Annotated in this window: 11 protein-coding genes and 1 tRNA gene; 6 read left to right on the top strand and 6 right to left on the bottom strand. The window is 37.0% G+C overall.

Annotated elements, in window-relative coordinates:
- Positions 1–12: 12 nt before the first annotated feature.
- Positions 13–1,161 carry a cation:proton antiporter gene (locus tag PYW32_RS10425; RefSeq protein ID WP_016174353.1) on the bottom strand — a complete coding sequence of 383 codons (1,149 nt, stop codon included), beginning with the start codon at positions 1,159–1,161 and terminating at the stop codon, positions 13–15.
- Positions 1,162–1,328: 167 nt separating this feature from the next.
- On the bottom strand, positions 1,329–2,474 hold the full coding sequence (locus PYW32_RS10420) for a cation:proton antiporter (protein WP_016174354.1): 1,146 nt from the start codon (positions 2,472–2,474) through the stop codon (positions 1,329–1,331).
- 181 nt (positions 2,475–2,655) lie between these two features.
- Here PYW32_RS10420 and PYW32_RS10415 point away from each other — a divergent pair, with 181 nt between their 5' ends.
- On the top strand, positions 2,656–4,014 hold the full coding sequence (locus tag PYW32_RS10415; protein WP_016174355.1) for a TrkH family potassium uptake protein: 1,359 nt from the start codon (positions 2,656–2,658) through the stop codon (positions 4,012–4,014).
- Between the two features lie 74 nt (positions 4,015–4,088).
- On the opposite strand, the gene PYW32_RS10410 is transcribed toward PYW32_RS10415, so the two are convergent.
- Positions 4,089–4,574 (bottom strand): GNAT family N-acetyltransferase, encoded by a 486-nt coding sequence (locus tag PYW32_RS10410; protein ID WP_016174356.1) that lies wholly within the window; start codon positions 4,572–4,574, stop codon positions 4,089–4,091.
- Positions 4,575–4,761: 187 nt separating this feature from the next.
- Between PYW32_RS10410 and PYW32_RS10405 the strand changes: the two genes are divergently transcribed.
- Positions 4,762–4,835: transfer RNA gene (locus PYW32_RS10405), tRNA-Asn, on the top strand.
- 40 nt (positions 4,836–4,875) lie between these two features.
- On the opposite strand, the gene PYW32_RS10400 is transcribed toward PYW32_RS10405, so the two are convergent.
- Together PYW32_RS10400 and PYW32_RS10395 are read right to left on the bottom strand one after the other, a co-directional pair.
- Positions 4,876–6,249 carry a PH domain-containing protein gene (locus PYW32_RS10400; protein WP_016174357.1) on the bottom strand — a complete coding sequence of 458 codons (1,374 nt, stop codon included), beginning with the start codon at positions 6,247–6,249 and terminating at the stop codon, positions 4,876–4,878.
- Entirely contained in the window at positions 6,246–6,635 is a 390-nt protein-coding gene (locus PYW32_RS10395; protein ID WP_016174358.1) for a GntR family transcriptional regulator, read from the bottom strand. Before PYW32_RS10395 ends, PYW32_RS10400 begins: the two co-directional genes overlap by 4 nt.
- A gap of 165 nt (positions 6,636–6,800) precedes the next feature.
- Between PYW32_RS10395 and PYW32_RS10390 the strand changes: the two genes are divergently transcribed.
- The 4 genes from PYW32_RS10390 (at position 6,801) to PYW32_RS10375 (ending at position 11,647) form a co-directional block, all read left to right on the top strand.
- Complete coding sequence (locus tag PYW32_RS10390) at positions 6,801–7,811, top strand: acyltransferase family protein (RefSeq protein ID WP_016174359.1); 1,011 nt, start codon at positions 6,801–6,803, stop codon at positions 7,809–7,811.
- Positions 7,812–7,873: 62 nt separating this feature from the next.
- Positions 7,874–9,202 carry a C1 family peptidase gene (locus PYW32_RS10385; protein ID WP_016174360.1) on the top strand — a complete coding sequence of 443 codons (1,329 nt, stop codon included), beginning with the start codon at positions 7,874–7,876 and terminating at the stop codon, positions 9,200–9,202.
- Between the two features lie 250 nt (positions 9,203–9,452).
- Complete coding sequence (locus tag PYW32_RS10380; RefSeq protein ID WP_016174361.1) at positions 9,453–10,844, top strand: L-cystine transporter; 1,392 nt, start codon at positions 9,453–9,455, stop codon at positions 10,842–10,844.
- Between the two features lie 65 nt (positions 10,845–10,909).
- Positions 10,910–11,647 (top strand): acyl-ACP thioesterase domain-containing protein, encoded by a 738-nt coding sequence (locus PYW32_RS10375; RefSeq protein ID WP_016174362.1) that lies wholly within the window; start codon positions 10,910–10,912, stop codon positions 11,645–11,647.
- 77 nt (positions 11,648–11,724) lie between these two features.
- On the opposite strand, the gene PYW32_RS10370 is transcribed toward PYW32_RS10375, so the two are convergent.
- Positions 11,725–12,693, bottom strand: coding sequence for an asparaginase (locus tag PYW32_RS10370; protein WP_016174363.1), 969 nt, complete (start codon positions 12,691–12,693; stop codon positions 11,725–11,727).
- Positions 12,694–12,735: the final 42 nt, after the last annotated feature.

Here is a 12,735-nt window from a genome sequence, read left to right as displayed (position 1 = left end):
AAGCTTCTTTTTCTATGGGTACACTTTTTTTGTGAAGAATTCTAAGATTAATGGTGCAATCACTGTACTTAATAAAATAATGATTACAAACGGTGAATAGTAACTAGGATCAATTAATCCTGCTTGATAACCAATCTGTAAAACGATTAAGGCCATCTCGCCACGAGCAACCATTCCGGCACCGACCATCCATGAACTGTTGGTACTAAATCCAGCGATTTTTGAACCAGTAAAACCACCTAATAATTTAGAGATAACAGCTATTAGTGTGAAGACGATAATGAAGAGCATTTGTGATTTGAAGTTTTCGAATGAAACATCTAATCCAATGCTAACAAAGAAGATTGGAACAAAGACAGAGTAACCTAGTGCTTCGACATTGTGCATCACTTCATGTTGGACTTTTGTTTGGCTAACAGCGACACCAGCAAAGAAAGCACCAATAACAGCACTCAAGCCGACAAAATCAGCAAGGTAAGCCATTGCTAAACAAATAACGAGTGAGACAATAATTACAGCAGAATTCGCAAATAACTTTTCGGCTAACTCAACTAAATACGGAGCAATCCATTTTACTAACATAAAAATTAGACCAAAATAAGCAATTTGTTCTAATAAGAGGATGGGTAAAGAAACACCATTAGATGAAGTACCTGTTAAGATTGGGATACTTAGACTTAGTACTAATACAACTAACACATCATCCATAACCGATGCGCCTAAAGTTGTAGATCCTTCTTTTGTGTTCATTACATTCATTTCTTTTAATACTTCAACAGTAATACTTACTGCAGTTGCTGATAAAATGATTCCGAAGAAGAAAGATTCTTGAAAGTCAATTTGAAATGCAGTTCCTGAAATTGCACCAAGAACTAGGGGGAATGCCACACCAAATGTTGCGACAAGAAGACTAGGCTTTAAATATTTCCTTAATAAAGCAAGATCGCTTTCTAACCCAGCTAAAAACATTAACAAAATAACGCCAATTTCTGAAAACTCGTGTACGAGTTCACTAGACTGTACCCAATTCAGTCCTGCACTACCTAATAGCACCCCAACTAATAGTTGCCCAACAACAGCTGGTATGCCAATTCGCCTCGATAAATGTGACGCGATCGTCGTCGACACAAGGATGAGGCAGAGAATACCAATAAATTCCATAACATCCGACCTTTCATATTTAAAGTAACAAAATAATTGTACCATTTCAGGAAAGAGTGTGCACAAAAAAAGTTTGGGATTCCTAACTTTTTTTCGTTTCGTAGGGAAAAAGTGAGTGTTTTTTCATAAAAAAAAGTAGATAGAGGCAATCCTCTATCTATCTTTTATCAATATACTTTTTTAGTAAAATATTTCAAAATTAATGGGGAAAGCAAGGTACTTAACAGAATAATGATAACTAAAGGTGAGTAATACTGCGGTTCAATCATCTTTGATTGATGTCCGATTTGTAAAATGACTAAAGCCATTTCGCCTCGAGAAATCATACCTGCACCAACCATCAAGGAACTATTATTATCAAACCCAGCCATTTTTGATCCCAGAAAACCACCAAATAGTTTAGAAACAATTGCTACAATCGTGAAAGCAACAATAAATAATAGTTGTTCTCCAAAGTTGGCAAAGGAGACATCCAAACCGATACTAACAAAGAAAACAGGGATAAATATAGCATAACCTAACGCTTCCACATTATGCATCACTTCTTTTTTTACTTTTGTTTGACTGACAGCAATTCCTGCAAAGAAAGCCCCGATAACTGAACTCAAACCAACGAAGTCAGCAAGATAAGACATTCCTAAGCAAATGACTAATGACATGATAATGATTGCAGCATTCGCAAACAATTTTTCTGCTAAATAAATCAAATAAGGGGCAATCCATTTAACTAATGCGAAGATAAGTACGAAATAAAGGACTTGCTCGATGAGTAATAGAGACAAAGGTGTCTCGCTAGTTGCTCCTCCTGTAAACAAAGGGATACTTAAACTTAACACTAAAACTGCTAAAATGTCATCAACAACGGAAGCACCTAAAATAGTGGAACCTTCTTTTGTATTCACTACATTTAATTCTTTTAACACTTCAACGGAGATACTCACCGAAGTTGCCGCTAAAATGATGCCAAAGAAAACTGATTCTTTAAAGCTAACTTGGAAAACTTCGCCTGTTCCTAGTCCTAGGATAAGGGGCAGAATGACCCCAAAAATGGCTACCAATAATCCTGGTTTAAAATACTTTCTCAACAAGGCTAAATCACTTTCTAACCCCGCTAAAAACATCAACAAAATAACACCGATTTCGGAAAATTCATGAACTAATTCAGTAGAATGTATAAGGTTTAATCCTGCGCTACCCAAGACAACCCCGACTAAGAGTTGCCCAATGACAGCAGGGATACCGATTCTTCTAGAAAAATGTGAAGCTAAAGTCGTTGTTACTAAAATGAGACAGAGCGTGCCAATAAAAGCCATACATTTCAACCTTTCTAAATTTAAAGTAATGGTACAAGTATAGCACTTTACTGAAAATCCGCATAGCAAGTTAAAACTTTCAATCAGTCATTTTTAGAAAAGGAAAAGCTAGATTTTTTGCCGAGGTATGTTATATTGATAATCAAGTTTGAAAATATAAAACAAAGAAGGTAAAAAAACAATGCGACGAAAACGACAATCGCCATTCCATTTGACCGTTTCACAACTAATTACGTTGGGATTTGGAATCTTGATTTTGATGGGGGCTCTATTGTTAATGACACCGCTAGCAACAAAAAACGGTGAGAGCACCAATTTTTTAGATGCGTTATTTACGGCAACTTCTGCCACGTGTGTTACCGGTTTAACGACATTAATGACAAATGAACATTGGAGTTTATTTGGACAAAGTGTCATTTTGGTATTAATAGAATTAGGCGGACTAGGCTTCATGACTATTCCAGTTTTCTTTTTTGTGTTAATGAAGAAAAAAATTACATTAAGTACACGCATGTTTTTACGAGAAGCCTTTAATTCGCAAAGGATGTCAGGAGAAATTCATTTATTGCTGTATGTATTAAAAATTGCCTTGTTGATTCAAGGAGTGGGTAGTTTGTTGTTAGCCGTGCGCTTTGTTCCTCAATTTGGTTGGGGAAAAGGGTTGTGGTATAGCGTTTTTCATGCGATTTCTAGTTTTTGTAATGCTGGTTTTGATTTGTTTGGAGATAGTTTGGTTGGTTTCCAAAAAGACCCGTGGGTATTATCAATCATTAGCTTATTAATTATCTCAGGAGGATTAGGTTTTTTTGTTTGGCATGATTTATTAGAAATACGAAAAAATAAACGGTTAAGTTTGCACAGCCAAATTGCGCTGTTAGTGACAGCGGGATTGTTGGTTTTTGGTGTGATTGGCTTTTTTTTTACAGAACAAAACAGCGGATTACTTGCCGAGGGAAACCGTTGGCAACGTTTCTTTAACACAATATTTATGGCTGTTACACCACGTACGGCTGGCTTTTTTTCAATTGATTATTTTTCAATGTCACATGCAGGTTTGGTTCTAACAATGGTGTTAATGTTTATTGGGGGGACTTCTGGATCTACAGCTGGGGGATTTAAAACAACGACATTTGGGGTTTTATTAATTAAAATTCGTAGTATTTTTAAAGGTCGCAGTCGTGCAGAATTTAGAGGACGCACAATAAAAGAAGACACAATTTCTAGAGCATTAACGCTATTTTTTGCTTTTTTAACAGTGATTATCATTAGTACAATGATTCTTTCGGTGACTGAAACCATTCCTAATGTCGATCAATTAGGTCTAGAATATATTGTGTTTGAAGTGATTTCTGCTTTAGGAACAGTTGGATTAACGATGGGGCTTACGCCAGATTTAACAAGTATTGGAAAAGTAATTATTTTATCGTTGATGTTTTTAGGAAGAGTTGGCGTGATGACGGTCTTCTTTTCATTCATTTTCCGAGCAAATAAAAACGAAGCAAACTTTAAATATCCTGAAGAATCTGTAATCATTGGTTAAATAAAAAGGGGCCGTGACATAAGTTAGTTACGTCCTCGATAAAAAAAATGGGGCTGTGACATAAGTCCCCTTTTTTAAACTTCAATATAAAAGGGATGAATATCGGCATACGTTCCGTCGGGTAAGCGAAAACCACCGGGAATGGTTCCTAATTGAGTAAAGCCAAGTTTTTTGTATAAATGAATGGCGCTATGGTTTGTCGCAACGACAGCATTAAATTGAAGAATCCGGAAATGATGCGCAGCAGCTTGAATAATGGAGTCTTTCACTAATGTTTCACCAATTTTTTTCCCGCGATGCTGGTTGGAAACCGCGTAAGAAGTATTGCCAATATGCTGACAGCGTCCAATATTATTAGGATGTAAAATATAGAGTCCGACCACTGTTTCTCCTTCGACAGCGACCCCTGTATAGGTTTGTTCCTTAAAAAACGTTTTTGCTTCGTCCAATGACAAAGGTTGTTTTTGTGGAAAAGCTATTCCCTCGTGAACAACCTCATTCCAAATTTGCTGCATCGCTTCAATATCACCGTATTGGTAAGCTCGTACAAAAATAGTCATAAATTCTCTCCTTAATTGTTATTTTTTAGTTTTATTCGTGTTCTGGATAATTGGTAGAGCGCTTTATTTTATTGTAAATTCTTTTTTAAATTTTACAAGTTATTTAATAATCGATAGTTTTTTAAACAAAATGTAAAAGAGGGGTTGATTAATTTAAAAAAACTTGCTATTATACATTCATAGTCATTCCGGCATAGCTCAGTTGGTAGTAGCGCATGACTGTTAATCATGATGTCGTAGGTTCGAGTCCTACTGCCGGAGTCTAAAAAGAACAAAAGTCATTTCGACTTTTGTTCTTTTTTTATTGTATTTTATTTTGTAATTGTTGATAGGCAATCATCGTTTTTTGTGGTTCTTTATTGGTATAGTAATAATCTCTTTCAGGCGTGACAATATGCAAGATTTGTTTTGAATGATGGTCAACGTAAAGGGTAGCTGCTTTACCATTCACCGTAAATTTGCCAGTTGCGTAATTATCCGTCGCGCTTCCATAAACTTTTATTCGTTTTTCAGGTAATTTAGTGAGTAACTCGACTTTCTCAATCGTTTCTAAGGGAATATCGGATGTCGTCACAAAAGGAGCTCGTAATTCGACACGTGTCGTGTTTTGTTCGTATTGGAAGGGATCTGCTGTAAAATCGTACAAATACGCTGGAACTAAGGTTACAACGAAGGCGACACTAATGATGACACCAGTAAGACCCATCAAGACTTTTCCTAACGGACGTCCTAGATTGATGCCCATATTCATACCCATTCGATCCGGTAGAAACAATCGTGGATCATGGGGATTATAATACACACCAAAACGCCAGTATTGATCGTCCCCTAAATAACGATAGCTGGGTACTTGAGCAAGTAATTGATCTTGTTTTTTTCGTAAAGAATACAAATACCAAAACGAGAAAATCGTCCAACTAATCAGCAACAAGAAAAAGCAACTGAATAAAATAAGTTCCCAAAACGAAGAGACGGTTAAACTAATCATGGGAATAAGCAATAAAGGAACGAGTATCCAACTAATGGAGACCATCATTAAAGACCAATGATGTTTCGTGAGGTCATTGTATTGTTGATTAATGGTTTGATTATCTGTCAATGCACGAACAGGTAATTTTCCTACAACAAACCAACTCCCCAAAGAGAATAACCATAACAACCCACTCAGACTAATCATTAACCATGCCTCGCCTACATGAGACATCACGCTGTAAATACTTCCTAATCCCCAAATAATGAGCGGTGGGACTAACCACCAAGCTGAGACCATTTTTTGATTTTTTGTAAGGATCAATTGTGTATCCACTAAAATTGGTTTGACCGGCATTAACCAATCATTCTTAACCAATAATTCTTGCATTGTGCGTACATAGTGCACTTTACAAAAAAACATGGCAATCATACTACCAAATAAAAGAATCCAGAAAAAGGTTAATAAAATCGATTCATATGTTATAACTAGCAACCCAAGACTCAATAAACTAAAAATCGCTGCAATTTGTAGCAATCGCTTTTTGTATTCTTGAGCTAACGCTTGCACTTGCGGCGCTTGCAAGTGTTCTGTTGTCATGGTATTTTCTAAAATGACTTGTTTATGTGGAGTCCCAGATAAACGGAGGGTACATGCTTGTATCACATTGATTAAGACTAAGATACCAATAAATAGATAATTCACGATTCTTCACGTCCTTTGGAATAAGTATTGAGATAGGTTTCGACATCTTGTAAAATGGTTTCTTTGGATTGCTGGTGGAGAAAGCCTTCTGCTAACAACAATGCTAAGCGATGGTCATAGGTTTTTTTAGCGGATGTATCAAACTCACTACGTTGGGTGACAATTGTCCCGTTCCGACGATCAGTAATTAAATACCCTTCTTCTTTTAACAAGTTATACGCTTTAGAGACAGTCATCGGGTTAACCCCTAATTCATCGGCTAACATGCGGACAGAAGGCAATAAATCACCAGCCTTCAATTGGTGCTGAGCAATGCCTAAAATAATTTGATCACGCAATTGTTTGTAAATGGGTTCTTCGCCTAATGGATCGATTTCTAAAATCATTTTCTTCACCTCTTTGTATTACATGATATAATACAAATGATATAAAAGCAATGAATCTTCCTTGCAAAAATTGTTATGTTCTTTTGAACAATTGCAATAAAGTTGCAACATTTATCCTGTATACTAGAGAAAAGGAAAGGTTTTTTGTAAAGGTAGGTGGCATGTGTGCAAATAAAAAGAAGAGATCCTTTTTTTGACAATGCTAAATTTTTATTAATGATTTTAGTGGTATTCGGTCATTTATTACAACCGTTTATCGCTGAAGCAAAATGGAGCAATGATTTGTATTTTACGATTTATACATTTCATATGCCGGCATTTATTTTTATCTCAGGATACTTTGCGAAATCATTTGATTACAAAAAGGGACAACAGATTCGCATTAGTTTTCAAAAATTTATTTTGCCGTACATTATTTTTCAATGGCTCTATTCTTTATTTTATTGGTTGATTGGTACCAATGATTCGTTTTCGTTTCAATTGCATGTACCCAATTGGTCTTTATGGTTTTTAGTTAGTTCCTTTTTTTGGCAAATTTCGTTGTATTTTTTCCAAAAAGTCTCCCCTAAAATGGGAATTACAGTGAGTGTGTTACTTAGTCTATTGGTGGGATATTTACCTTTTATTGGTAGAGAATTGACCTTACAACGAACCGTCGTCTTTCTACCATTTTTCGTGATGGGGTATTACTTGCAAAAAGAAAGTGTCGAACGTTTTGAAAACATGAAAAATCGTCAATGGTTGATGGTCATCTTTGCGGCTATCTATGGATTAATTCATTGGATTGGTCCCGTCAACAAGTATATTTTCTTTGGTTCTAAACCCTATGAAGATTTTTTAAACTTTCCTGAATGGGGGGCAATGGTGCGAATTGTGACGTTGATTTTAGGATGTGTCGGCATATTAGCCTTTTTTGCATGTGTTCCGACAAAAGAAAAATTTTATACCTCGTGTGGAAAATATACGATGGTCGCTTATCTGTTACATGGTTTCATTGTCAAAGGTGTCCGTGGTATCTCAGGTGATGTGATTCCATTAAATGGCTTGACCTTAGTCCTGATTTTCCTAGTGAGTATTGCTTTAACCTATCTACTAGCGAGTAAAGCAGTCGGAGAAGCTTATGCAGGAATCGAACAATGGTTATTAGGCACGCATCGTAAAAAAGCAGACAAATGACATCAGTTGTTTTTCTAAAATAAGAGGAGTAGAATAAACAGTAGAGTAAAGGAGATGTTACTATGTCTGAAATTACGAAAGAATTGACGCAAAAATTTGCGTCAGACTTCAAAGACAATAATAAACAAAATGCCTTACAACGTGGGGTAGTCAAAAATGGAATTCGTGCGTCTGCTGAAAACGTCAGTGCACAAGTGAATAATGTGCCTGTATTTTCTGTTGATGTGAAAACTGGGAAAGTTGCCAATCAAAAACAATCTGGTCGTTGCTGGATGTTTGCGGCATTAAATACGTTTCGTCATAAAATGTTGAATCAATTTCAGTTGAAAGACTTTGAATTATCTCAAAATTATACGTTTTTCTGGGATAAATATGAGAAAGCCAATTATTTTTATGAAAATATTTTAGCAACAGCGAATCAAGAATTAACGAGTCGTAAAGTGGCGTTTCTATTGCAAACACCTCAACAAGACGGTGGGCAATGGGATATGATTGTTTCCATTTTCCAAAAATATGGCGTTGTACCCAAAACAGCTATGCCAGAAAGCAGTAATTCGTCTAATTCACGTGAATTAAACACCTATTTAAATAAAAAACTACGCAAAGATGCGACTGTTTTGCGTCGCTTGGTGGCAGAAGGAAAAACACCCGCAGAAATTCAAACGGTTAAAGCGGAATTGTTACAAGAAGTGTATAATTTCTTAGCGATTTCTCTTGGTACGCCTCCGGAAACCTTTGATTTTGAATATCGTGATGAAGAACAAGCGTATCATTTAGAGCGTGGTTTAACACCACAAACCTTCTACGATAAATATATCGGTGTTGATTTAGATGACTATGTCAGCATCATCAATGCGCCAACAGCAGATAAACCCTACAATCAGTCGTATACAGTTGAAATGTTAGGAAATGTAGTTGGTGGTAAAGAAGTGAAATACTTAAATGTTGCTATGGATACCTTTAAAAAATTGGCTATCGCCCAATTAGAGCAAGGGGAATCTGTGTGGTTTGGTTGTGATGTGGGGCAATCATCAACACGTGATACCGGGATTATGTCTTTGGATGCGTATGATGTCAATGATTTATTTGATATCAATTTTGATATGACCAAAGCTGAAAGATTAGACTATGGGGAAAGCTTAATGACCCATGCAATGGTTTTAACCGGAGTTGATTTAGTTGATGGTCAATCAACTAAATGGAAAGTCGAAAACAGTTGGGGTGAGAAAGTCGGTGATAAAGGCTTCTTTGTTGCAAGCGATGCGTGGATGGATGAATATACGTATCAAATTGTGGTACGTAAAGAGTTCTTAACTGCTGAACAGTTAGCCGCTTTTGAAGCTGAACCAACAGTTTTGGCACCATGGGATCCAATGGGTGCTTTAGCATAAACGAAAAGCAGTCGTGTGAACGGCTGTTTTTTGTGTAGAAGGATTTATTTTCGCTGAAACCTAGAAAAGATATGAATACAAGTTCATGTATTAGACAATCGTTTCTTGCTTCGATATAATAATAACGTCACTAATGATTCTTTCACACGTATTTTCATTAGAGTGAACTGTTGGAGAATGGTCACTAGGAACCTTTACTTCCGTTGACGGACTTGTCATTTTCGCGTGAAAAAACAAAGGAGGAACACAAATGACAAATCTGCTCACAGTATTAATTATTCTTATTTTTGCTGCTATTTTGTATGTTTTTTATCGAATGCAAAAGAAATATGTTAAATTCTCAACTCGAGTATTCACTGGTTTATTTGCCGGAATTATTTTTGGTGGTGCGTTACAATTAATCTGGGGAACGGAAAGCCCAGTAGTCACACAATCATTGGATTGGATTAAATTAGTTGGTAATGGATATGTTGCTTTATTACAAATGTTAATTATGCCATTAGTTTTTGTTTCAATTGTTAGTGCGTTTACACGCATGAAAGAAAGCGGCAAGATTGGTAAAATTAGCTTTACGGTATTAGCAACGTTATTAGGAACAACAGCTATTTCGGCTTTAATTGGAATCGTGATGGTCATGGTTTTCCAATTAGATGGAGCGACATTCACAGAAGGTGCTGCCGAAACAGCACGTATTGCAGAAATTACGCAACGTCAAGCTGAGGTTCAAAATTTATCGATTCCTCAACAAATTTTATCGTTCATTCCTCGTAATGTCTTCGCAGACTTAGCAGGAACACGTGCTACAAGTACGATTGGTGTAGTTATTTTCTCTGCTTTTGTCGGAGTGGCGTATCTTGGAATTAAACGCAAAGCACCAAAAGAAGCCGAATTTTTCTTTAACTTGATGGAAAGCTTATATAAAATTGTGATGCGTATCGTGACATTAGTGCTACGCTTAACACCATATGGGGTTTTTGCATTGATGACTAATGTTTTAGCAACAAGTGATTTTAAAGCAATCGTCAACTTAGGGGTATTTATTATTGCTTCGTATGCAGCGTTAATTTTAGTGTTAGTTGTGCATGCATTGATTTTAGCAGGTGTGAAAGTGAATCCACTAACCTACTTTAAAAAAGCCTTTCCTGCCTTGAGTTTTGCGTTTACTTCGCGTTCAAGTGCCGGTACTTTGCCAATGAATATTGAAACACAACGTCGTGCATTAGGTGTCGATGATGCAACTGCCAATTTTGCGGGAAGTTTTGGGATTTCGATTGGGCAAAATGGTTGTGCGGGTGTTTACCCGGCAATGCTTGCGACAATGGTGGCGCCAACTGTTGGTATTAATATTTTCGACTGGCAATTTATTGTTATGTTAATTGCTATTGTGACTATTAGCTCATTTGGCGTTGCTGGTGTTGGTGGTGGTGCAACATTTGCCTCATTAATCGTGTTAGGTTCAATGAACTTACCAGTTGCCATTGTTGGTTTGGTAATCTCTGTGGAACCATTAATTGACATGGCACGTACGCTAGTGAATGTAAGTGATAGTATGGTCGCTGGTGTCGTGACAAGTTCTCGAATTAATGAATTAAATCGTGAGGTATTAAACGATCCGAGCGCTGTAATTAGCGGAAACGAATAAAAGAAGAGTGCGTGTGCTCTTCTTTTTTTTTTGTTATACTTGAGATAGATCAAGGGGGAATTTATTTGGCAACAAAATATACGACACCGCATGAAGTGACAGCATATGAATGCGATGTGAATGGTACAATGAAACTAGCGACAATGATTGCAGTCGCCATTCAAGTGTCAGAAGAACAAAGCAATCAATTAAACAGAGGGGCCGATTTCGTCCAACAATTTGGTTTAACTTGGATTGTCACCAATTATCAATTATTTATGCAGCGATTGCCCAAAGCAGGCGAAACTGTTTACGTGACAACACAAGCACAAGAATACAATAAATATTTTTGTTACCGTCATTTCTGGATAACCACGCAAGCCGGGGAAGAATTGGTGCGCATTGAAACCATTTTTGCATTAATGAATGTAGAAACTAGAAAAATGAGTAGCGTGCCAAATGAAATTATTGCACCTTATGAAAGTGAGAAAATTACCAAAATTAAACGGTATCCTAAAATTGAAAAAGTCAAAAATGGAACGAGTCTTCCGTTCCGTGTCCGTTTCTATGATATTGATGGCAATCAACATGTCAATAATTCCATTTATTTTAACTGGATGATGGATGTATTAGGGTATGATTTTCTAACCAAGCATGTACCCGCATATATGAATATTCGTTTTGATAAAGAAGTCGAATATGGCAATGAAATCGACAGTCATTATGAAATAATTCAAGCAGAAACATTGCAAACACGCCATGAAATTCGGATTGGCGAACAGACTTATTGTGAAGCCCTCATTGAATGGCAAGAGAAAAAGTAAAAAGAAGCAGTGATTCGCTTTAAGAATAGCAAAATAACCGATAGAGAAAGTGTTCATTCACTCTCTATCGGTTATTTTTAGTTTTCCATGAAATAGCTGAGCTCTTCTGGCGAAAGCGGACAATTTTTCGCAATTAGTAATTTGATGCGTGCTTTTTGACTATTAATACTGTTACAAAAGATAACCCCCATCTTTTGTAACTCGCTACCGCCACCTTGATAGTCATAAACTGGCTCAGCAATACCGTTAAAACAACGAGACACTAAAACCACCGGGATTTGTTTGTCTAGCATTTTTTGGAGGGGAGCCAATGTTTCTGGTGGTAAATTTCCCGCACCGAGCGCTTCAATGACCAAACCATCAATTTCTGTTTGAACCAATGCTTCAAATAAATCGCCATGCATGCCCGCATATGCTTTCACAATCGGGATTAATCCATCGACAGTAGACACGTCCCAATGAGGGGTCTCCACAAGCTGTTGCATAAATAAAATTCGATGCTTGCTAACTAAGCCGATAGGACCTAAAGTTGGCGTACGGAAAGTGGCAACATTGGTTGTATGGGTTTTAGTGACGTAACGAGCTGAGTGGATTTCATCATTCATCACGACTAAAACACCTTTATCTTGCGCTTCTGGACATGCAGCAACACGAATGGCACTTTCAAAATTATACAGTCCATCGCTCCCAAGTTCATTGCTTGAGCGCATCGCCCCTGTGATGACAATGGGGAGTTGGTTGCCAATTGTTGTGTCTAAAAAGAAGGCCGTTTCTTCTAAGGTATCAGTACCATGTGTAATCACAATACTATCGATACCTGCTGATTTTGCAAATTGGATGCGTTCTTTTATTTTTAGCATATGACGTGGCGTGATATGCGGACTAGGAAGATTGAAGATATCTTCAACTACTAATTTGACATCAGTTGGAATGCTAATCGTTGCGTCCATTAAAGGATTGGCTACATCTGGACTGACACCACCTGTCACAGCATCTTCTTTCATGGCAATCGTGCCACCTGTATGGAGAACAAGTATTTTTTTCATCTAAAAACCTCGCTTTTCTGACATGCAAAATCAGTGTATCGC

This window comes from Enterococcus saccharolyticus subsp. saccharolyticus, assembly GCF_029023825.1.
Taxonomy (GTDB): Bacteria; Bacillota; Bacilli; order Lactobacillales; family Enterococcaceae; genus Enterococcus_F; species Enterococcus_F saccharolyticus.
This window is presented reverse-complemented; position numbering and strand designations above follow the sequence as displayed.

Bases quoted from the DNA above. Each gene is read 5' to 3' on its own strand.
- PYW32_RS10425 (WP_016174353.1), bottom strand. From the start codon at position 1,161: ATGGAATTTATTGGTATTCTCTGCCTCATCCTTGTGTCGACGACGATC.
- PYW32_RS10420 (WP_016174354.1), bottom strand. From the start codon at position 2,474: ATGGCTTTTATTGGCACGCTCTGTCTCATTTTAGTAACAACGACTTTA.
- PYW32_RS10415 (WP_016174355.1), top strand. From the start codon at position 2,656: ATGCGACGAAAACGACAATCGCCATTCCATTTGACCGTTTCACAACTA.
- PYW32_RS10410 (WP_016174356.1), bottom strand. From the start codon at position 4,574: ATGACTATTTTTGTACGAGCTTACCAATACGGTGATATTGAAGCGATG.
- PYW32_RS10395 (WP_016174358.1), bottom strand. From the start codon at position 6,635: ATGATTTTAGAAATCGATCCATTAGGCGAAGAACCCATTTACAAACAA.
- PYW32_RS10385 (WP_016174360.1), top strand. From the start codon at position 7,874: ATGTCTGAAATTACGAAAGAATTGACGCAAAAATTTGCGTCAGACTTC.
- PYW32_RS10380 (WP_016174361.1), top strand. From the start codon at position 9,453: ATGACAAATCTGCTCACAGTATTAATTATTCTTATTTTTGCTGCTATT.
- PYW32_RS10370 (WP_016174363.1), bottom strand. From the start codon at position 12,693: ATGAAAAAAATACTTGTTCTCCATACAGGTGGCACGATTGCCATGAAA.